The following is a 19,207-nucleotide window of genomic DNA, read 5'->3' as shown; positions in this document are numbered from 1 at the left end:
TCGCAGTGTGCGGTCAGCGGTTGTCAGGCTTCGCTTCGATCAGCATGAACATCCGGAACAGCACCACGCTGGTGAACAGTTGCAAGAAGCTGTGAACGCTCTCGATCAGCAAGCTGATCAAGGGGTTCTGAGGCGGTGGATATACCGAGACACTGGCGCCCTTGAGCAGCCAAAGCGGCACCATCACACAGAGAATGCACAACAGGATCCGCCAGAAATGGCCGCGGCTCATGCGCAGGCTTTCCTTCATGGCGGCCAGCGGCGCCAAGCCCCGCAGCACCAGCAGGTACTCACCGAAGGCCAGGACCACCATCAGCCACAGGCCCGGCAGGAAGTACAACGAAATGCCCACCAGGATCAGCAGCGTGTTCAGGGCCGTCAGCAAGGCAAAGCGTGGCCACAGGGTCAGGGCCGTTGCAAGAAGGTCACGGGCGGGCGGCGATTCACCGCGACTGCGGGCGTCGAGAAACAAGATCAACGCGACGGTATAAAGCGGATACACCAGCAGCCCGACGATCAAGCTGTAGCCGGGAAAACCTTCGGGGCCGATGGCACTGTTCAATCCTTGCTGCAACACGGCCTCGAGTATCACCAGCGGCAGGCACAGTTGGGCGATCCGGCCCAGATGTCGCTTGAAGAAATACAAAGAGTCGCGCAGCACGTCAAACGGATTCATGAGTCGGTAATCGCAATTCAAAAAGCGGTCGGACACTTTAACCGATCAGGCGCCCGCACAAGCAAACGTAAACATCTGGTAAAGACCGTTGAAACCTATCCGGCGAGCCCCATTACTGGTGGCACCGGTCTTCAGGACCGGAATGATATCTACCCGGCAATCTGATGAGGTCGCCATGAACAGCGAAGAGCAAACCCTGATCGATGGACTGTTTTCACGGCTGCAACAGGCCGAAAAGGATTCAGCCCCGCGCGACGCCCAGGCCGAGGCGCGGATCAAGGAGCACCTGGCCAACCAGCCTGCGGCGGGCTATTTCATGGCCCAGGCGATCCTGGTGCAAGAGGCCGCGATCAAGCGCCTCGACGAGCAGAATAAACAGCTCGCCCAGCAAGTCGAGCAGTTGCAGGCCGACGTGCAACAGGCCCGCAACCCAGCCTCGGCGCCCAGCGGTGGCGGTGGTTTCCTTTCGAGTATTTTCGGCGGTGGTTCCCGTGATTCACGGCCGGCGTCCGCCCCCAGCGCCCCGGCATCCGGTGGTGGCGGTTGGCGCGAACCGGCGCGGCCGGCCTTCAATGCCCCGGCCCAACAGGGCTTTGGTGCGTCGCCCGGCAACTATGGCGCGCCGCAACAGCAGGCCCCGGCAGCGAGCAGTTTCCTCGGCGGTGCCTTGAAAACCGCAGCGGGTGTGGCCGGTGGCGTAATGTTGGCCCAGGGCATCAGCAGCCTGTTCCATAGCGGTCAGCAACCGCAGGAGATCGTCGAGGTGATCAAGGAAGAGCCGGCTCAACCGGTCAATGACACCGGTAACAGCAGCGACACCGGCTGGGGTGATGATTCGCGCGTGGCCGACAACGATGCCTACGGCAGCGACCAGGGCGGTTTCAGCGACGCGGACTACAGCGACGATTCGTCCTCCTTCGGCGACGACGATTCCTTCGTCTGACCTGCCATTCGTCCGGGGCGCCCTGGCGCCTCGGGTCGATTATTCGCGGAACAATCCTCGGGGCTGGCATACTGGGCGACTTTTCGGGCCGGGTGGCCCGATCCAGCCTGCGCGCTTGTGCATCCAAGAGGAAACGCGGTGAAAAAAATCGCAGTGTTCGCCGATGTCCAGAACCTCTATTACACCGTGCGCCAGGCCTATGGCTGCCATTTCAACTACGCCGCGTTGTGGGCCGATGTCAGCAAGCAGGGGCAGATCGTCGAAGCCTATGCCTATGCAATCGATCGCGGCGACAGCAAACAGCAACAGTTCCAGCAGATCCTGCGCAACCTGGGTTTCGTCGTGAAGCTCAAGCCCTACATCCAGCGCAGCGATGGCTCGGCCAAGGGCGACTGGGACGTGGGCATCACGCTGGACATCATGGACGCCGCCGACCACGTCGACGAAGTGGTGCTGGCCTCCGGTGACGGCGATTTCGACATGCTGCTCGAGCGCATCATCAACAAGCACGGCGTGCAGGCCGTGGCCTATGGCGTGCCGGGGTTGACGGCCAACTCGCTGATCCGCGCCGCCAGCCGCTACGTGCCCATCGAAGGCGCGTTGCTGCTCAAGAATTGATTTCAGGAGTTCAGAAAGGTTTGGAACGCATCGCAGTCATCGACTTTGAAACCACCGGCATCACACCCAGCAGCAGTTGCCGGGCCACCGAAATTGCCGTGGTGATTCTCGAACAAGGCCGGATCGTCGACCGCTACCAGAGCCTGATGAATGCCGGTGTGCGCGTGCCTGCCTTCATCGAGCAACTGACCGGCATCAGCAACGCCATGCTGCGCAGCGCGCCGCCAGCGGAGCGGGTGATGAACGAGGTCAACGAGTTCGTCGGCATCACGCCGCTGCTGGCCCATAACGCTGCGTTCGACCAGAAGTTCTGGGATTTTGAACTGGGGCGAATCAAACGCACCCGCCTGCAGAACTTCGCCTGTTCACTGCTGCTGGCCAGGCGCCTGATGCCGGCGGCGCCGAACCACAAGCTCGGCACGCTCAACGCGTTCGCTGGCCTGCCCCACACCGGCCAGGCTCACCGGGCCATGGCCGACGCCGAAATGGCCGCCAACCTCACCGCCCACCTGGCCTCGGAACTGCGGCAAAAGCATGGGTTACGGGAGTTGTCCCATGATTTGCTGTGCAGTTTGCAGAAAGTGCCGGCAGCGAAGATCAATGAGCATCTCAAGCGGCATCGTGGGTTCTGACCACACCACCGAAAAAACTGTGGGAGCGAGCCTGCTCGCGATAGCGTCGGATCAGTCAGTACTTATGGTGACTGACACTCCGCTATCGCGAGCAAGCTCGCTCCCACAGGTTGATCTGTGTGAAGCAGTTTATTTTCCATTCCCCTCCAACTGCCCCAACGGCACGCGCTTTTCAATGGCGCTGGACAGCACGATCGAGGTCTTGCTGAAGCCGAACTTGGCGATGCGGTTGATCAGTTCTTCCAGCTCCGGCATCGAGCCGACCGCCGCCTGCATGATCACGCAGGGATCACCCGTCACTCGATGACACTCGGTCAGCTGTGGGATCTTGCACAGTTCGTCGTAGGTCTTTTGGTTACCGTGCTGGTTCATCCGCAGTTCGATCACGCACTGCACCGGCAGGCCGATCTTCGCCATGTCGACTTTTGCCTGATAGCCGGTAATCACGCCGCTGGCTTCCAACTTGGCGACTCGCTCGGCCACGGCCGGGGCTGACAGGTTCACTTTACGGGCCAGTTCGGCGTAGGACGCACGACCGTTTTCCAGCAGGGCGGCAAGTAGCATGCGGTCGTATTTGTCCACGGTTTGGCTTCCACGTGACGTGACTTTCGAAAGCACGGTTTATAGCGCTGATCTCCATGTTTTGAAAAGTGTATGGTCTGGATAAACAGGTTTTGTAGCTTATTTTCCGCTTGTCGCCTTTCTAGAATAGGGTCTCTCATTGTCCTGACTTCGAGCTGACCATGCCGGGCCCACGCCGTTTTCCTCTGCCATTGATCGCTGCCTTTTTTGCCTTGTACGTCATTTGGGGGTCGACCTACCTGGTGATTCGCATCGGCGTGGAGCATTGGCCGCCGCTGCTGCTGGCCGGGATTCGTTTTGTGATTGCCGGGTCGCTGATGTATGGCTTCCTGCGCTGGCGCGGGGCGCCGGCACCGACTTGGGCACAGTGGAAGGCCGGGGGCATCATCGGCGTGTTGTTGCTCAGTTTCGGCAACGGCGCGGTCAGTGTCGCCGAGCACACCGGTGTGGCTTCCGGGGTGGCTGCGTTAGCCGTGGCGACGGTGCCGTTGTTTACCCTGCTGTGCGGATACTTCTGGGGCGCACGTAATACGCGTCTGGAATGGGCGGGAATTGCGCTGGGCCTGATCGGCATCGCCATGCTCAACCTCGGCTCCAACTTGCAATCGAGCCCGTTGGGCGCAACCTTGCTGGTGTTCGCGGCGGCGTCCTGGGCCTTTGGTTCGGTGCTGAGCAAGCACCTGCCGTTGCCGGCGGGGGCGATGGCCAGTGCGGTGGAAATGCTGGTGGGCGGCGTGGTGCTGTTGATCGGCAGTGTGGCCAGCGGCGAACACCTGGTCGCCATGCCGCCGCTCGAAGGCTGGTTTGCCTTGGCCTACCTGACTTTTTTTGGTTCGATCATCGCCTTCAACGCCTACATGTATCTGCTCAAGCACGTGCGTCCGGCGGCGGCCACCAGTTATGCCTACGTCAACCCGGCGGTGGCGGTGTTGCTGGGGATCGTGTTCGCCGGTGAAACCATCGGCACAGAAGAGGCCTTGGCGATGCTGGTGATCATCAGTGCGGTGGTGCTGATCGGCCTGCCCCAGTGGCGCAGACCCAAGCCTGCGCCGGCCGTATCCTGAATTAGGGTAAACTGCCGCGCATTGCACATCTTGCGCTGATTTTTCCTACGGTATTTCCATGACTTTCGCCACCCTTGGCCTGATCGAACCCTTGCTGCGCGCTCTCGAGACGCTTGGCTACCAAACCCCGACCCCAGTGCAGGCCCAAGCCATGCCGGCGGTGCTGGCCGGTCGCGACCTGATGGCCGCCGCCCAGACCGGCACCGGCAAGACCGCCGGTTTTGCTGTGCCGCTGTTGCAACTGCTGACCACCGAAGGGCCGAAGGTTACCGCCAACTCGGTGCGGGCGCTGATTCTGGTGCCGACCCGCGAGCTGGCCGAACAGGTGCATGAAAGCGTGCGTCAGTACGCGCAAAACCTGCCGTTGAGCACCTACGCGGTGTATGGCGGCGTCAGCATCAATCCGCAGATGATGAAGCTGCGCAAAGGCGTCGACCTGCTGGTCGCCACGCCCGGGCGCTTGCTCGACCTGTTCCGGCAGAACGCGCTGAAGTTCAACCAGTTGCAAACCCTGGTGTTGGACGAAGCTGACCGCATGCTCGACCTGGGCTTCTCCGAAGAACTGGCGAACATCTACAAGGCATTGCCGAAAAAGCGCCAGACTTTGCTGTTCTCGGCAACGTTCTCCGACGCGATTCGCCTGCTGGCCGAGCAGATGCTCAACGATCCGCTGAGCATTGAAGTAAGCCCGCGCAATGTGGCGGCCAGCACCGTCAAGCAGTGGGTGGTGACGGTGGACAAGAAGCGCAAGCCGGAATTGTTCGTGCACCTGATGCGCAAGCACAAGTGGAAGCAAGTGCTGGTGTTCGCCAAGACCCGCAACGGTGTCGACGCGCTGGTGGAAAAACTCCAGGGCCTGGGCATCAACGCCGACGGCATCCATGGCGACAAACCCCAGGCCACCCGGCAACGAGCGCTGGACCGTTTCAAGGCCAGCGAAGTGCAGATCCTGGTGGCCACCGATGTTGCCGCCCGCGGTCTGGATATCGAAGATTTGCCGTTGGTGGTGAATTTCGACTTGCCGATCGTCGCCGAGGACTACATCCACCGCATCGGCCGTACCGGCCGGGCAGGCGCTACAGGGCAGGCGATTTCCCTGGTCTGCGCAGATGAAGTGAATTTGCTGTCAGCCATCGAGACGCTGACCCGTCAGACGTTGACTCGCCAGATGGAACACGACTTCGAGCCTGAACACCGCGTACCGGACACCGATGCCAGCGGCCAGGTCATCAAGAAACCGAAAAAGCCGAAGAAACCGAAAACCTCGGGCGGTGGCGGCAAGCGTAACCTGGGCAAGTGGGTGGACAGCGGCGACGCCGCGCCTGTGGAGCCTTCGGTCAAGCCGGTGCGAAAAGTGCCGGTGTTCAATACCGGGCCGCGTAAGCGCAAGCCTTGATGACCTGCTGGGTCTGATAAATCGCTATCGCGAGCAAGCTCGCTCCCACAGTTGACCGGGTTCTGTCAGAAGGATTGCGATCAATGTGGGAGCGAGCTTGCTCGCGATAGGCGCGCCTCGGTCTTCAACCCTTGCGCTTTAGCCACTCCAGCATCCCCAACCCCGCCGCCCGGCCGCTGGCAAAGCAGGCCGTCAGCAGATAGCCGCCGGTCGGCGCTTCCCAGTCGAGCATTTCCCCGGCGCAGAACACGCCGGGTATCTGCTTGAGCATCAGGCGTTCGTCCAAGGCTTCGAATGTCACGCCACCGGCGCTGCTGATGGCTTCATCCAGTGGGCGGGTTTTCACCAGGGTCAATGGCAAGGCCTTGATCGCCCGGGCCAGGCGCGTCGGCTCAGCGAAGCATTCGGCTGGTGTGAGTTCGCGCAGCAGCGCGGCCTTGACCCCGTCGATCCCCAACTGGCTGTGCAAGTGCTTGGCCATCGAGCGTGAACCGCGAGGCTTGCTCAGGGCGTGCTGGATTTTATCCACAGGCCGGCCCGGCAGCAGGTCCAGGTGAATGGTCGCGCTGCCGTGTTGGTTGATCGCTTCGCGGATTGGTGCCGACAGGGCGTAGATCAGGCTGCCTTCGATACCCGTGGCGGTGATCACGCATTCGCCGAGGCGCGGTACATCGTCGTTCAAACCGATGGCGATGTTTTTCAGCGGGGCGCCGGCGAATTTGCTGACCATCAAATCGCTCCAGGCCTGCACTTCGAATCCGCAGTTGCTCGGCTGCAAGGGCGCCAGGACCACACCGCGTTGTTCCAGCGGCAACATCCACGCGCCATCGGAGCCCAGCCGTGACCAGCTGCCGCCGCCCAATGCCAGCAATGTCGCGCTGGGCAGCAGCGCCTTTTCACCGTCCGGGGCTGCGATCCTCAGGCTGCCGTCGGGGTTCCAGCCAAGCCAGCGATGGCGAGTGTGAATCCTCACGCCCGCCTCGCGCAGGCGTTTGAGCCAGGCGCGCAGCAGCGGGGCGGCTTTCATGTCGGTCGGAAAAACCCGCCCGGAGCTGCCGACAAAGGTGTCGATGCCCAGCCCGTGAATCCATGAGCACAACTCATCGGCCCCGAAGGCTCGCAGCAGCGGCGCGAGGTTCGGCGCGCGTTCGGCGTAGCGGGCCAGGAAGGCCGGGTAAGCTTCCGAGTGGGTGATGTTCATGCCGCCGACACCGGCCAGCAGAAACTTCCTGCCCACTGAAGGCATGCCGTCGTACAGATCGACTTGGATCCCGGCCTGGCTCAACACCTCGGCCGCCATCAGGCCGGCTGGGCCGCCGCCGATGATGGCGATGTTTGAGGGGGATGGCTGGGCGGTCGAGGTCATGATTTGAACTGGGGGGCTGGGATAGGCGGGGCATTCTACCAGTACGGATCCCTGTGGGAGCGAGCTTGCTCGCGATAGCGGCGTGTCAGTGGCATTGATGTATCTGACCCTCCGCTATCGCGAGCAAGCTCGCTCCCACAGGGGGTGGTGTTTTTAATGAGTGATCAAAAAACAACCAAGCCCCTGCACGCTACAAGCGACATAGCCTGTAGGCCGTTTCACTCAGGTTATCCACAGGCCGCTCCACAGGCATTGTGGGTAACGCGCCCAGCTTTCAATGACAACCTGATGACGCCCAGACCTTTTGTGCGCTGTGGTGCAGGATCCCGTGGCGGCGAGCCAGGGCCTGGCGATCCTTGCTGTAGCCGCCGCCGATCACGCCGACCACCGGGATGTCGCGCCCCAGGCAATGGCGCATGACGCTTTCGTCCCGGGCGGCAAGGCCTGCGTCGGTCAGCTTCAGATAACCGAGGGCATCGTCCTTGTGCACGTCGACACCGGCGTCGTACAGCACCAGGTCGGGCTGGTAGAGCGGCAGCAGGTAGTTGAGCGCATCGTCCACCACTTTCAGATAAGCGCCGTCTTCCATGCCCATGGGCAGGGGAATGTCCCAGTCGCTTTGGGCCTTGCGTGCAGGAAAATTCTTTTCGCAGTGCAAGGAAACTGTCACGGCGTCCGGAGTGTCATGGAGTATTCGGGCGGTACCGTCGCCCTGATGCACATCGCAGTCGAAAATAAGCACCCGCGAGACTCGGCCGCTGGCCAGGAAATACCGGCTGATCACCGCCAGGTCGTTGAAAATGCAAAATCCGGCCGGGTGGTCGTAATGGGCGTGATGGGTGCCGCCGGCCAAATGGCAGGCCAGCCCGTGCTCGAGGGCCTGCTCGGCCGCCAGTAGCGAGCCGCCCACGGCGCGTACCGTTCGGCGGGCCAGGGCTTCGCTCCAGGGCAGGCCTAACCGCCGTTGGTCTTCACGGCACAACTCGCCGCCCATGTAGCGTTCGATATAAGCGCGGTCATGGGCCAGGGCGAGGATGTCTGGCGGACACAGCTCCGGGCGCAGCAGGTCGGCGTCGCAGGTCAGGCCGCTGTCTACCAGGTGATCGCGCAGCAGGCGGAATTTATCCATGGGGAAACGGTGTTCCGCCGGGAACTCGGGGCTGTAGTCTTCGTGATAGATCAGTGGCAGCGACATGGTGTTTTCAGTGGCGATGGAGTGACGGATCCTACCAGCGATGTAGACTCTGGGGCATGGAAGGGGAGTGAAAATGGAGCCGATACTGGAACTGGAAAGCGCGCGGCTGCTCTTGCGGCAGTGGCGCGATGATGACTTGCCGGAATTTGCCGCCATGTGCGCAGACCCGCAGGTGATGCGTTATTTCCCGGCGCGCCTGAGCCGTCTGGAAAGCGCCGCACTGATCGGGCGCGTGCGTGGGCATTTTGCCGAGCATGGTTTTGGCTTGTGGGCACTGGAGCGCAAGGACACCGGGGCCTTTATCGGTTTTACCGGGCTGGGCGTGGTCGGGTTTGACGCGCACTTCACGCCGGCGATCGAGATTGGCTGGCGCCTGGCCCGGGAGCATTGGGGGCTGGGGTATGCCAGCGAGGCCGCATGGACGGCACTGCGCTGTGCTTTCGACCAGTTGTTGCTGAACGAAGTGGTGGCGTTCACCGCTGTGGATAACCTGCCGTCGCAAAAAGTCATGCAGGCCATCGGCATGCAGCATGACCCGGCTGACGACTTCGAACACCCAACACTCGCAGTCGATCATCCATTGCGTCACCATGTGCTCTATCGCATCAACCGTGAGCAGTGGCTGCAGACCCTGCACGGTTAGCCGACACGGACGTTTACAATGCCCGCGACAATGGCCGGGCCAACAATCGATCCACCGCCGCAGCACAGGCTGCGCGGTGTTGCGCTGTGTGAGGAAAGTCTGAATGAGCCACGTGTTGGAAGATCTGGTCGACCTGCTGACCCTGGAACCGATCGAAGAGAACCTGTTTCGCGGTCGCAGCCAGGACCTGGGGTTCCGCCAGTTGTTCGGCGGCCAGGTGTTGGGCCAGTCACTGTCAGCGGCCAGCCAGACCGTGGAAGAGGCGCGTCATGTGCACTCGATGCACGGTTATTTCCTGCGCCCGGGTGACGCGGCGTTGCCGGTGGTCTACCAGGTGGACCGAGTGCGTGACGGTGGCAGTTTCAGCACCCGCCGAGTGACGGCGATCCAGAAGGGCCATCCGATTTTTACTTGCAGCGCGTCGTTCCAGTACGACGAAGAGGGCTTTGAGCATCAGAGCACCATGCCGCACGTCGTCGGGCCGGAGAACCTGCCGTCCGAGCTGGAGCTGACTCAGCAGCGGGCGCACCTGCTGCCCGAGCACATGCGGGAAAAACTGCTGTGCCCCAAGCCGATCGAAGTGCGCCCGGTCACCGAGAAAGACCCCTACAACCCGCAACCGGCCGATCCGGTCAAGTACGTGTGGTTCCGCGCCGATGGTGCCCTGGCGGATTCGCCGGCCTTGCACAAGTATCTGCTGGCCTACGCGTCGGACTTCGGCTTGTTGACCACCTCGATGTTGCCCCACGGCAAATCGGTGTGGCAGAAAGACATGCAGGTCGCCAGCCTCGATCACGCCTTGTGGTTCCATGCCGACCTGCGCGCCGATGATTGGCTGCTCTACGCCATGGACAGCCCGTGGGCCGGCAATTCCCGTGGATTCTCCCGTGGCAGCGTGTTCAACCGCGCCGGGCAACTGGTGGCGTCGGTTACCCAGGAAGGGCTCATCCGCCACCGCAAGGATTGGGCATGAGCCTGTCCGAAGTGCGGCACTGGGTGTTCGACATGGATGGCACGCTGACCATCGCCGTGCATGATTTCGCGGCGATCCGCGTGGCCCTGGCGATCCCGGCCGAAGACGACATCCTGACCCACCTGGCGGCGTTGCCGGCTGATGAGGCCGCCATCAAACATGCCTGGCTGCTGGAGCACGAGCGCGACCTGGCGCTGGGCTCCAGGCCCGCGGCGGGGGCGGTGGAGTTGGTGCGCGAACTGGCCGGGCGGGGTGATCGCCTGGGCATCCTGACCCGCAACGCCCGCGAGCTGGCCCATGTCACCCTCGAGGCCATCGGCCTGGCGGACTGTTTTGCCGTGGAGGATGTACTGGGCCGCGACGAAGCACCACCCAAGCCTCATCCCGGTGGGCTGTTGAAGCTGGCCGAAGCCTGGAACGTCGCGCCCGAGACGATGGTGATGGTGGGCGACTACCGCTTCGACCTGGACTGTGGCCGGGCGGCGGGTGCGCGGACGGTACTGGTGAACCTGCCGGATAATCCGTGGCCGGAGCTGACGGACTGGCATGCGCGCGATTGTGTTGAGTTGCGGCGGATGCTTTTGGCTTGAGATGGGTGGTGACTGACCCACCGCCTTCGCGAGCAGGCTCGCTCCCACAGTTGATCTGCTGTGGGCAAAAAAACTGCGATCAACAAAGTTCTCCTGTGGGAGCGAGCCTGCTCGCGAAGAGGCCCGTCCAGTCGACACAAAACTTACCGCCCAAACAACACCTTCAACCCCTCCGGCGAAGTCAGCATCCCATTGCCGTTATGCCCAACCCCCGGCACCTCGATCAGCCGCTGGTTCAACCCTGCGGGATGACGCCGCGTCAGGTAGTCGAAAAAGAAATGCCCGCGCAGTAGCCGATACGGCCCCTGGGTCTGCGCCTCGCAACCTTTATCCAGCGCCGGATGCTCCGGGTCGATGTCTTGTTGCCCGAGCAAATAGACGATGTCGCGCCTGACGTAGTTTGCCTCCAACTGAGCGGGGGTTTGTCCGGCGGCATAGGCGGGCAGGTTCTGCAGGCCGTACTTCCAGTGATTGAAGCCAGGGCAACTGGCAGGGTCGAAGGCCATGGGCCGTTGGGCATCGAAATAGGCGTAGGACGACGGGTTGGCAATGACAAACCGCGGGCTGATCCGGTATTGGCCGTGGGCGAGCAGGGCATAGCGCTGCACCACCTGGGCGCCGCCGGAATGGCCGGCGATGACGATCTCCTTCACTTCGGGGAATTGCTGGCGATCACTGACCCGCGCCACGATGTCATCGAGTACCTGAAAGGAACTGACCGGATTTGGCCCTGTGGACAAACCACCGGCCATCCAGTCGTTGCCCTGCCAGCGCAGGAGGTCGTTGGGCAGTTGATGCCGAGCTACATCCTGTTCGTTGAGAAACTGCGGGGCGATGATCAGGGTCGTGGCCAGCTGTCCGGCGTGCTCGGCGGCTTTTTCGGCGCTGTGCAGGTAGGTGTCGGCATTGCGCAGTCGACCATGGAGGATGATCAGCACGCGTTGGATGGACGCAGGGGGCGGGCTCACATCGACGGCCATGGCGCCCCCCTTGAACTGCAGTCGCCCCTGCGCGACCACGTTCACGCCATGTTCGTCTGCCTGGGCGACGGTGCAGCACAGCAGCAGCCCAATCAATGCGCCCCACTTCATTTACAGGGCTTTCGCCGCGAAGGTGTCGCACTGGCTGACCTGGCCCTGGGCGAAGCCGGTCTTGAACCAGCGCACCCGTTGTGCCGAGGTGCCGTGGGTAAAGGAGTCCGGCACCACACGGCCCTGGCCTTGTTGCTGCAAGCGGTCGTCACCGATGGCATTGGCGGCGTTCAAGGCTTCTTCGATGTCGCCCGGTTCCAGCCAGTTCAGGCGTTTCTGCGCGTGGTTGGCCCAGACCCCGGCCAGGCAATCGGCCTGCAATTCCTGGCGTACCAGCAAGCCACCGTCACCCTCCATCTGCCGGCCTTGTTGGCGGGCCTCCTGGATTTTCGCCGACACGCCGAGCAGGGTCTGCACATGGTGTCCGACTTCATGGGCAATCACGTAGGCCTGGGCGAAGTCCCCGGCGGCGGCGAAGCGCTGGGACATTTCCTTGAAGAAGCTCATGTCCAGGTACACCTGGCGGTCGGCCGGGCAGTAGAACGGGCCGGTTGCCGAGGAGGCCAGGCCGCAGGCCGAGTTGACCCGACCACTGAACAGCACCAGTTTCGGTTGTTGGTATTGGCGACCCGCCTGCTGGAAAACCTGGCCCCAGGTGTCTTCGGTGTCGCCAAGGATCGAGCGCACGAACTCGGCCTGTTCATCGTTGGCCGGTGGCGCCTGGCGGGTTTGCGAGGACGTGGGTGCAGACTGGTCCATCTGCCCGGCCAATTGCCCGAGAATTTGCATCGGGTCCTGGCCGGTGATCCAGCCAATGCCGACGATCAGGACAATGGCCGTCAGGCTCAGGCCCTTGCCACCGCCGAAGCGCATCCCGCCGCCGCCACCGTCACCACGGGCGTCCACCACATTGTCACTACGGCGACCTTTTTTCCATAACATGGGGGAAGTCCTCTGAATGACCCTGCTAAAAATGACTGCTGTGGCGGTAAGTCTAGCTTTTAGGCGCCCAAGGTGCGCGCTGCGCTTGAGCTGTCAGGCAACGGACACGGGTTTTGGTTCAGCGGTGAGCCAATCCTGCCTGGCTGCGGAATTTTCATTACACTTCGGATTCAGAACTTATCGGTATGCTCGCTGGCCCAATAACTGCAACGTGCGTCACGGCCCCTACATCAAGCAACGCAGGTTTCCCTCATGACCGTCAGCACACCGCTCTCCGGCGTCAATCAGGCTTTCAAGGGCATCGTGCTTATTCTGGTCGCAACGTTCCTGTTCTCCAGTCATGACGCGTTGGCCAAATATCTGTCGGGTTTTTATCCGATCATCATGGTGGTCTGGGCACGTTACGTGGTGCACACCTTGTTGATGGCGGGTATCTTCCTGCCGCGTTCGGGGCTGCGGGTTCTACGTACCAAGCGCCCGTTATGGCAGTTCGCCCGGGCGTTGTGCTTGCTGGGGACCAGTCTGTTTTTCACCACCGCGTTGATGTTCATTCCATTGGCGGAAGCGACGGCGGTCAACTTCCTCGCGCCCGTGCTGGTGACCGCGTTGTCGGTGCCGTTGCTGGGTGAACACGTGACGCGCGGTCAATGGATCGCGGTGATCTTCGGTTTTATCGGGGTGTTGATCATCGTCCATCCCGGTGGCGATCTGTTCACCCCGGCGGTGTTGTTGCCATTCTGTTCGGCGCTTTTTTTCTGCTTCTACCAGTTGCTCACGCGCAAGCTCAGTGAGATCGACAGCCCGACCACCAGCAATTTCTTCGCCGGCCTGTGCAACACGTTGGTGATGAGCGCACTGGTGCCGTTCTTCTGGCAAGTGCCGAGCCTGATGCATGGGGTGATGATGCTGGCGCTGGGTGCCTGCGGGATGACCGCTCACTTGATGTTGACCCAAGCCTTCCGCTTTGCCGCCCCGGCGCTGCTCGCGCCGTTCGGGTATTGCCAGATCGTGTTTGCCGGGTTGCTGGGCTGGTTGTTTTTCAGCCATACACCGACGCTGACCACCGTGGTGGGCATCGCCCTGATCTGCTTGAGCGGGTTGGCGGCGGCGTGGCAGCAGCGGCGTAAGTAACCGCACAGAACCCTTGATGGCCAGCACAGCCCTCTGTGGCGAGGGAGCTTGCTCCCGCTGGGCTGCGAAGCGGCCCTCGCTTTTTTGCGATTGCTGCGCAATCGAGCGGGAGCAAGCTCCCTCGCCACGGGTCATTTCCAGCCGTATCAGTTTTCCAGCGTCGGCACCTTGCGCGGCGCCATGAAGTACAGCCAGGTCAAGGCTATGAAATACATCGCCGGGATCAAGGTGAACAACACGGTGTAGTTGTTGTTGGTGATCGTAAGGATGTGGCCCACCAGTTGGGTCATGAACATCCCGCCGACGGCCGCGCACATGCCACCGAAGCCGAACACCGTGCTCATCATGTACTTAGGCGTGTAATCCATCACCAGGCTCCAGATGTTGGCGGTCCAGGCCTGGTGCGCGCCGATGGCCAGGGAAATGGCAAACACCGCCATCCACAGGCTGCTGGAACCGGCGGCCATGATCACGCCGATGATGCAGCAGGCGAACAGCAGCATGGACACCAGGCGCGCCTTGATCGGATCGAGGCCGCGGCCGATCAGGAACGAAGACAGGATCCCGCCGCCCACGCTGCCGAAGTCGGCGGTGAGGTAGATGATGATCAGCGGGATGCCCATTTGGGTCACGTTGATGCCCAGGTTGTATTGCTGGTTCAGGAACGGCGGCAGCCAGTAAAGGTAGAACCAGAACACCGGTGCGGTGATCGAGTAGGCCAAGGCGAAGGCCCATGTGCCGCGCATGCGCAGGATGCGGGAGAAGGGCACGCGGACCTGGTCGGGTTCTTCCTGGGCCTGGATGTAGTCAAGTTCCGATTGTTTGACGCTGGGATGGTCTTCCGGGTTGAAGTATTTCAGGCCCCAGAACAGCAGCCAGATCCCGCCCAGCGCGGCCATGCACAGGAACGCAGCCTGCCAGCCCCACACGTGCAGGACCAGTGGCAAGAGCATCGGGGTGAACATCGCGCCGACGTTGGTCCCGGCGTTGAAAATGCCGGTGGCCACGGCCCGTTCACCGGCCGGGAACCACAGCCGTGTGGTCTTCACACAGGCTGGATAGTTGGCAGCTTCGGTCAGGCCGAGGATGAAGCGGCAGACCATGAACCCCAGCGCCGAAGTGGCCAGGCCATGGGCACCGGTCGCGAGGCTCCAGAGCAGCACGGCGCAGAAGAACACGCGCTTGACGCCGACCCGGTCGATCAGCCGACCCTGCAGCACAAAGCCGATCGCATAGCCGACCTGGAACCAGAAATTGATGTTGGCATAATCCATCGCCGTCCAGCTCATCTCCTTGGCGAGGATCGGCTGCATCACGCCCAGGGCGGCACGGTCGATGTAGTTCAGCGTGGTGGCGAAAAACACCAGGGCGAGCATGCCCCAGCGGGTTTTGCCTACGGCCATGGCGCCGCGGATCTTGTCGCCGATGCCGCCGGTCGAGGCACCCAGGCCAGGGGCCAGGCGGGAACTTTGGGAAGGAATCATAGCATGTACCCGTTTTTGAAATTCTTATGGTTGGTCTGGGTCTTTCAGTCTTTGCTGGCGGCCAGGGCCTGCGTCAAGGTGGGAGCGATGGTGCGCAGTGAGCAAAAAATCGTCAATTCAGCAATCGGCATTTTGTTCGATAATCGCCCAAAAAACTAACCGAATGGTACATATTAAATTGCTCAAAGAAATTGGCAGCTCAATAATCGGCTCATTCTTTTAAACGTATTTTCAAAAGCGGCGCACCTTCTGTAGCCGATGCCTGTACCGGGAGCCGACGTCATGCAGCGTTCCATTGCCACCGTATCCTTGAGCGGTACCCTGCCGGAAAAACTCGAGGCCATTGCCGCCGCCGGTTTCGATGGGGTGGAAATCTTCGAGAACGATCTTCTCTATTACGATGGCAGCCCTCGGGAAATCAGGCAGATGTGCGCCGACCTGGGCATTGCAATCACCTTGTTCCAGCCGTTTCGTGACTTCGAAGGTTGCCGCCGCGATCGCCTGGCGCGCAACCTGGAACGGGCCGAGCGCAAGTTCGATCTGATGCAGGAGCTGGGCACCGACCTGGTGCTGGTGTGCAGCAATGCTTCGGCCGACAGCGTCGGCGACGAACAGATCCTGATCGATGACCTGCGCCTATTGGCCGAACGGGCCGGTGCGCGGGGCTTGCGCATTGGCTACGAGGCGTTGGCCTGGGGCCGGCACGTGAATACTTATCAACAGGTCTGGAACATCGTGCGCCAGGCCGATCACCCCAGCCTCGGGGTGTTGCTCGACAGCTTCCACACCTTGTCCCTCAAGGGGGATCCGAGTGCGATTGCCGAGATCCCGGGCGAGAAGATTTTTTTCGTGCAAATGGCCGATGCGCCGGTCCTGGCGATGGACGTCTTGGAGTGGAGCCGGCATTTTCGGTGTTTCCCGGGCCAGGGCGAGTTCGATTTGCCGGGTTTTTTAGCACCGATCATCAAGAGCGGCTACACCGGGCCGCTGTCGCTGGAAATCTTCAACGACGGCTTTCGCGCCGCGCCGCCACGGGCCAATGCCGCCGACGGCCTGCGCTCGTTGCTGTACCTGGAGGAGAAGACCCGTCAGCGCCTGGCTGAAGACGCCACGCCCGTCAGCCATGCCGATATTCTCTTCGCCACGCCGCCGGCCAGTGAATACAACGGCATCGAGTTCCTCGAGTTCGCCGTGGACGATAACCTCGGCGCCAAGCTGTCCCATTGGCTGGAACGGCTGGGATTCGTCAAGGCCGGCCAGCATCGCTCCAAGAACGTGAGCCTGCTGCGCCAGGGCGATATCAATCTGATCCTCAACTGTGAGCCGTATTCTTTTGCCCACAGCTTTTTCGAAGCCCATGGGCCGTCGCTGTGCGCCACCGCCGTGCGGGTCAAGGACAGCGCCAGCGCCCTGGAGCGGGCCGTGGCCTACAAGGGCCAGCCCTATCGTGGCTTGGTCGGGCCCAACGAACTGGAGCTGGCGGCGGTGCGCGCGCCGGACGGTAGCCTGATCTACCTGGTGGATCAGGAGGCCGACGTCTATGGCACCGATTTTAACCTGCAACCCGGTGCAGTCATTGGCGCCGGCCTCAAGCGCATCGACCACATGGCGATGGCGCTGCCGGCCGACAGCCTCGACAGTTGGGTGCTGTTCTACAAGAGCCTGCTGGATTTCGAAGCCGACGACGAAGTGGTGTTGCCCGACCCCTATGGTCTGGTCAAAAGCCGGGCCTTGCGCAGCCGTTGCAGTTCGATCCGGCTGCCGCTGAACATTTCCGAGAACCGCAACACCGCGATCTCACACGCACTGTCGAGTTATCGCGGCTCCGGCGTGCATCACATCGCTTTCGATTGCGATGACATCTTCGCCCAGGTCAGTCGCGCCAAAGAGGCTGGCGTGCCGTTGCTGGACATTCCGCTCAACTATTACGACGACTTGGCGGCGCGTTTCGATTTTGACGATGAGTTCCTCAGCGAGTTGGCGTATTTCAACGTGCTGTACGACCGTGACGCCCAGGGCGGCGAGTTGTTTCACGTTTACACCGAGCCGTTCGAAGGGCGGTTTTTCTTTGAAATTATTCAGCGCAAGAACGGTTACGCCGGGTACGGCGCGGCCAACGTCGCGGTGCGGCTGGCGGCCATGGCCAAGTCCCGCAGCGGTGGTGTGCGGCACGCCAAGTTGTAGGGAAATCGTAAACGCTGCGGTAAAGGGCAACGCCGTGGTTTCCTTCACTGCACGGTGCGGCCCATAATCGCCCACCTGTGCAGTGATGGCCGTGAGCCCCGCAATGACTATGAATCCAGAGCTTTCCGCAGCCCTCGACGAACCTGTCGCCGCGCCGCGCAAGAGTCGCAAGAACAACCCGGAGAAAACCCGGGAGAACATTCTTCAGGAAGCTATCGTCGAGTTCGTCCAGCAGGGCCTGTCCGGCGCCCGGGTCGATGCCATCGCCGAACGCATCCACACCTCCAAACGCATGATTTATTACTACTTCGGCAGCAAGGAGCAGTTGTACGTCGAGGTGCTGGAAAAACTCTACGGTGATATCCGCAACACCGAGAGCCGCCTGCACTTGGCGGAACTGGCCCCGGTCGATGCGATTCGGCGGCTGGTGGAGTTCACCTTCGACCACCACGATCGCAATGTGGATTTCGTGCGCATCGTCTGCATCGAGAACATCCATAACGCCGAATACGTGAAGCAGTCAGGCGCAATCAAGGCGATGACCAACACCATCCTCGACTCCCTGGGCGTGATCCTGCGTCGAGGCGCCGAAGAGGGCGTGTTCCGCGCCGGCCTCGAACCGCTGGATGTGCATCTGCTGATCAATTCGTTCTGTTTTTACCGGGTGTCCAACCGCAACACGTTCGGTGAGATCTTTCAGATCGATTTGTCGGACGAAGCGATCAAGCAGCGGCATCGGGAGATGATCTGTGAGTCGGTGCTGCGCTACCTGCAGCCCTGACACCGAACCGAATGTGGGAGCGGGCTTGTGTGGGAGCGAGCTTGCTCGCGATAGCGGTCGATAGCCAACACCGATTGCGACTGACACACCGTCATCGCGAGCAAGCTCGCTCCCACAGGTTCTTCAGTGATTCATATCCTGGAAATGCTCCAGCATCCGCGGCGCATCCGGCACGACGCCACTGAACAGTTCGAACGCCTTCACCGCCTGGAACACCGCCATATTGCCGCCGTCCAGCGTACGGCAGCCCAGCGCGCGCGCATGGCGCAGCAGTTCGGTTTCCAGTGGGAAGTAGACGATCTCTGCGACCCACAATTCGCCCCGCAACAACTCGGCCGGTACTGGCATGCCTGGCAGCTTTGTCATGCCCATGGGCGTGGTGTTCACCAGGCCGTCCGCCTCGGTCATGGCGGTGGGCAGGTCATGTCCGGCCCGGGCACGGCCGGCGCCGAAGTGTTGGTTCAGGTTGTTGGCCAAGGCCTCGGCACGGCTGACTTCGACGTCAAAAATACTCAGCGTCTGTACGCCTTCTGCCAAGAGGGCGTGGGCAACCGCCGCGCCTGCGCCACCGGCGCCCATCTGCACCACGCGTCGGCGCGCCACATCCCCCAGGCCGCGGCGAAAACCTTCGGCGAACCCCAGGCAGTCGGTGTTGTGGCCGATGCGTTTGCCATTCTTGAGCACCACGGTATTCACCGCGCCGATGCCTCGGGCCTCGGGTGACAGCTCGTCCAACAATGGGATGATCGCCTGCTTGCAGGGGAAGGTGATGTTCAGGCCGGTGAAGTTCATGCGTTCGGCGGCCTTGAGCAAATCGGGCAGGGCGCCGCTGTCGAGTTTCAGCGCATCGAGGTCGATCAGACGATAGAGGTAACGCATGCCTTGGGCATCGCCTTCACGCTCATGCAGCGCCGGCGTGCGCGACGCCTGGATGCCCGCGCCGATCAGGCCGGCCAGCACAGTGATATTCGACATG

The 19,207-nt window shown here is 61.8% G+C and carries 20 protein-coding genes; 12 read left to right on the top strand and 8 right to left on the bottom strand.

The window, feature by feature from the left end:
- Window positions 1-13: 13 nt before the first annotated feature.
- A complete protein-coding gene (locus QNH97_RS24715; protein WP_283554320.1) occupies window positions 14-676 on the bottom strand; it encodes a hypothetical protein in 663 nt (220 codons plus the stop codon).
- A 175-nt stretch (window positions 677-851) separates the two neighbouring features.
- Here QNH97_RS24715 and QNH97_RS24710 point away from each other — a divergent pair, with 175 nt between their 5' ends.
- The 3 genes from QNH97_RS24710 (at window position 852) to QNH97_RS24700 (ending at window position 2,869) form a co-directional block, all read left to right on the top strand.
- Window positions 852-1,619: a DUF2076 domain-containing protein gene (locus QNH97_RS24710; RefSeq protein ID WP_283554319.1), complete on the top strand. Its 768-nt coding sequence runs from the start codon at window positions 852-854 to the stop codon at window positions 1,617-1,619.
- Between the two features lie 138 nt (window positions 1,620-1,757).
- Window positions 1,758-2,237, top strand: a complete 480-nt coding sequence (locus QNH97_RS24705; protein ID WP_256232795.1) for a LabA-like NYN domain-containing protein — start codon at window positions 1,758-1,760, stop codon at window positions 2,235-2,237.
- Between the two features lie 20 nt (window positions 2,238-2,257).
- Entirely contained in the window at window positions 2,258-2,869 is a 612-nt protein-coding gene (locus tag QNH97_RS24700) for a 3'-5' exonuclease (RefSeq protein WP_283554318.1), read from the top strand.
- A 129-nt stretch (window positions 2,870-2,998) separates the two neighbouring features.
- On the opposite strand, the gene QNH97_RS24695 is transcribed toward QNH97_RS24700, so the two are convergent.
- Entirely contained in the window at window positions 2,999-3,451 is a 453-nt protein-coding gene (locus tag QNH97_RS24695) for an Lrp/AsnC family transcriptional regulator (protein WP_283554317.1), read from the bottom strand.
- A gap of 161 nt (window positions 3,452-3,612) precedes the next feature.
- On the opposite strand from QNH97_RS24695, the gene yedA reads away from it, so the two are divergent.
- Together yedA and rhlE1 are read left to right on the top strand one after the other, a co-directional pair.
- A complete protein-coding gene (gene yedA, locus QNH97_RS24690; RefSeq protein ID WP_283554316.1) occupies window positions 3,613-4,515 on the top strand; it encodes a drug/metabolite exporter YedA in 903 nt (300 codons plus the stop codon).
- 58 nt (window positions 4,516-4,573) lie between these two features.
- Window positions 4,574-5,911, top strand: coding sequence for an RNA helicase RhlE1 (rhlE1, locus tag QNH97_RS24685; RefSeq protein WP_283554315.1), 1,338 nt, complete (start codon window positions 4,574-4,576; stop codon window positions 5,909-5,911).
- A 124-nt stretch (window positions 5,912-6,035) separates the two neighbouring features.
- Here the strand turns inward: rhlE1 and QNH97_RS24680 are convergent, their stop codons facing one another.
- Together QNH97_RS24680 and QNH97_RS24675 are read right to left on the bottom strand one after the other, a co-directional pair.
- On the bottom strand, window positions 6,036-7,277 hold the full coding sequence (locus tag QNH97_RS24680) for a TIGR03862 family flavoprotein (protein ID WP_283554314.1): 1,242 nt from the start codon (window positions 7,275-7,277) through the stop codon (window positions 6,036-6,038).
- Window positions 7,278-7,551: 274 nt separating this feature from the next.
- Window positions 7,552-8,472 (bottom strand): histone deacetylase family protein, encoded by a 921-nt coding sequence (locus QNH97_RS24675; protein ID WP_283554313.1) that lies wholly within the window; start codon window positions 8,470-8,472, stop codon window positions 7,552-7,554.
- Window positions 8,473-8,545: 73 nt separating this feature from the next.
- Between QNH97_RS24675 and QNH97_RS24670 the strand changes: the two genes are divergently transcribed.
- The 3 genes from QNH97_RS24670 (at window position 8,546) to QNH97_RS24660 (ending at window position 10,678) form a co-directional block, all read left to right on the top strand.
- Window positions 8,546-9,115: a GNAT family N-acetyltransferase gene (locus QNH97_RS24670; protein ID WP_283554312.1), complete on the top strand. Its 570-nt coding sequence runs from the start codon at window positions 8,546-8,548 to the stop codon at window positions 9,113-9,115.
- Between the two features lie 103 nt (window positions 9,116-9,218).
- Window positions 9,219-10,088, top strand: a complete 870-nt coding sequence (tesB, locus tag QNH97_RS24665; protein WP_283554311.1) for an acyl-CoA thioesterase II — start codon at window positions 9,219-9,221, stop codon at window positions 10,086-10,088.
- Window positions 10,085-10,678, top strand: a complete 594-nt coding sequence (locus QNH97_RS24660) for an HAD family hydrolase (RefSeq protein ID WP_283554310.1) — start codon at window positions 10,085-10,087, stop codon at window positions 10,676-10,678. Before tesB ends, QNH97_RS24660 begins: the two co-directional genes overlap by 4 nt.
- Before the next feature lie 143 nt (window positions 10,679-10,821).
- Here the strand turns inward: QNH97_RS24660 and QNH97_RS24655 are convergent, their stop codons facing one another.
- Complete coding sequence (locus QNH97_RS24655; RefSeq protein WP_283554309.1) at window positions 10,822-11,769, bottom strand: alpha/beta hydrolase; 948 nt, start codon at window positions 11,767-11,769, stop codon at window positions 10,822-10,824.
- Complete coding sequence (gene ypfJ, locus QNH97_RS24650) at window positions 11,770-12,651, bottom strand: KPN_02809 family neutral zinc metallopeptidase (protein ID WP_283554308.1); 882 nt, start codon at window positions 12,649-12,651, stop codon at window positions 11,770-11,772.
- 252 nt (window positions 12,652-12,903) lie between these two features.
- Between ypfJ and QNH97_RS24645 the strand changes: the two genes are divergently transcribed.
- A complete protein-coding gene (locus tag QNH97_RS24645) occupies window positions 12,904-13,782 on the top strand; it encodes a DMT family transporter (protein WP_283554307.1) in 879 nt (292 codons plus the stop codon).
- A gap of 146 nt (window positions 13,783-13,928) precedes the next feature.
- Here the strand turns inward: QNH97_RS24645 and QNH97_RS24640 are convergent, their stop codons facing one another.
- Window positions 13,929-15,266, bottom strand: a complete 1,338-nt coding sequence (locus QNH97_RS24640; RefSeq protein WP_283554306.1) for an MFS transporter — start codon at window positions 15,264-15,266, stop codon at window positions 13,929-13,931.
- A 3-nt stretch (window positions 15,267-15,269) separates the two neighbouring features.
- Here QNH97_RS24640 and QNH97_RS24635 point away from each other — a divergent pair, with 3 nt between their 5' ends.
- From QNH97_RS24635 to QNH97_RS24625, 3 genes are all read left to right on the top strand, one after another.
- Window positions 15,270-15,425, top strand: a complete 156-nt coding sequence (locus tag QNH97_RS24635) for a hypothetical protein (RefSeq protein WP_283554305.1) — start codon at window positions 15,270-15,272, stop codon at window positions 15,423-15,425.
- 123 nt (window positions 15,426-15,548) lie between these two features.
- On the top strand, window positions 15,549-17,450 hold the full coding sequence (quiC, locus tag QNH97_RS24630; protein ID WP_283554304.1) for a 3-dehydroshikimate dehydratase QuiC: 1,902 nt from the start codon (window positions 15,549-15,551) through the stop codon (window positions 17,448-17,450).
- A 103-nt stretch (window positions 17,451-17,553) separates the two neighbouring features.
- Window positions 17,554-18,231 (top strand): TetR/AcrR family transcriptional regulator, encoded by a 678-nt coding sequence (locus QNH97_RS24625; RefSeq protein WP_283554303.1) that lies wholly within the window; start codon window positions 17,554-17,556, stop codon window positions 18,229-18,231.
- Window positions 18,232-18,354: 123 nt separating this feature from the next.
- Here QNH97_RS24625 and QNH97_RS24620 read toward each other — a convergent pair whose 3' ends face one another.
- Window positions 18,355-19,206 carry a shikimate dehydrogenase gene (locus QNH97_RS24620; RefSeq protein WP_502944448.1) on the bottom strand — a complete coding sequence of 284 codons (852 nt, stop codon included), beginning with the start codon at window positions 19,204-19,206 and terminating at the stop codon, window positions 18,355-18,357.
- Between the last annotated feature and the right edge of the window lies 1 nt (window position 19,207).

The organism is Pseudomonas sp. G2-4 (genome assembly GCF_030064125.1).
Classification (GTDB): Bacteria; Pseudomonadota; Gammaproteobacteria; order Pseudomonadales; family Pseudomonadaceae; genus Aquipseudomonas.
The sequence above is the reverse complement of the archived record's forward strand: the minus strand, read 5'-3'. Positions and strand labels throughout refer to the sequence as shown.

Excerpts from the sequence above, each read along its gene's own strand:
- QNH97_RS24715 (WP_283554320.1), bottom strand. The coding sequence starts at position 676 with ATGAATCCGTTTGACGTGCTGCGCGACTCTTTGTATTTCTTCAAGCGA.
- QNH97_RS24710 (WP_283554319.1), top strand. The coding sequence starts at position 852 with ATGAACAGCGAAGAGCAAACCCTGATCGATGGACTGTTTTCACGGCTG.
- yedA (WP_283554316.1), top strand. The coding sequence starts at position 3,613 with ATGCCGGGCCCACGCCGTTTTCCTCTGCCATTGATCGCTGCCTTTTTT.
- rhlE1 (WP_283554315.1), top strand. The coding sequence starts at position 4,574 with ATGACTTTCGCCACCCTTGGCCTGATCGAACCCTTGCTGCGCGCTCTC.
- QNH97_RS24680 (WP_283554314.1), bottom strand. The coding sequence starts at position 7,277 with ATGACCTCGACCGCCCAGCCATCCCCCTCAAACATCGCCATCATCGGC.
- QNH97_RS24675 (WP_283554313.1), bottom strand. The coding sequence starts at position 8,472 with ATGTCGCTGCCACTGATCTATCACGAAGACTACAGCCCCGAGTTCCCG.
- QNH97_RS24670 (WP_283554312.1), top strand. The coding sequence starts at position 8,546 with ATGGAGCCGATACTGGAACTGGAAAGCGCGCGGCTGCTCTTGCGGCAG.
- tesB (WP_283554311.1), top strand. The coding sequence starts at position 9,219 with ATGAGCCACGTGTTGGAAGATCTGGTCGACCTGCTGACCCTGGAACCG.
- QNH97_RS24660 (WP_283554310.1), top strand. The coding sequence starts at position 10,085 with ATGAGCCTGTCCGAAGTGCGGCACTGGGTGTTCGACATGGATGGCACG.
- QNH97_RS24655 (WP_283554309.1), bottom strand. The coding sequence starts at position 11,769 with ATGAAGTGGGGCGCATTGATTGGGCTGCTGCTGTGCTGCACCGTCGCC.
- ypfJ (WP_283554308.1), bottom strand. The coding sequence starts at position 12,651 with ATGTTATGGAAAAAAGGTCGCCGTAGTGACAATGTGGTGGACGCCCGT.
- QNH97_RS24645 (WP_283554307.1), top strand. The coding sequence starts at position 12,904 with ATGACCGTCAGCACACCGCTCTCCGGCGTCAATCAGGCTTTCAAGGGC.
- QNH97_RS24640 (WP_283554306.1), bottom strand. The coding sequence starts at position 15,266 with ATGATTCCTTCCCAAAGTTCCCGCCTGGCCCCTGGCCTGGGTGCCTCG.
- QNH97_RS24635 (WP_283554305.1), top strand. The coding sequence starts at position 15,270 with ATGTACCCGTTTTTGAAATTCTTATGGTTGGTCTGGGTCTTTCAGTCT.
- quiC (WP_283554304.1), top strand. The coding sequence starts at position 15,549 with ATGCAGCGTTCCATTGCCACCGTATCCTTGAGCGGTACCCTGCCGGAA.
- QNH97_RS24625 (WP_283554303.1), top strand. The coding sequence starts at position 17,554 with ATGACTATGAATCCAGAGCTTTCCGCAGCCCTCGACGAACCTGTCGCC.
- QNH97_RS24620 (WP_502944448.1), bottom strand. The coding sequence starts at position 19,206 with ATGTCGAATATCACTGTGCTGGCCGGCCTGATCGGCGCGGGCATCCAG.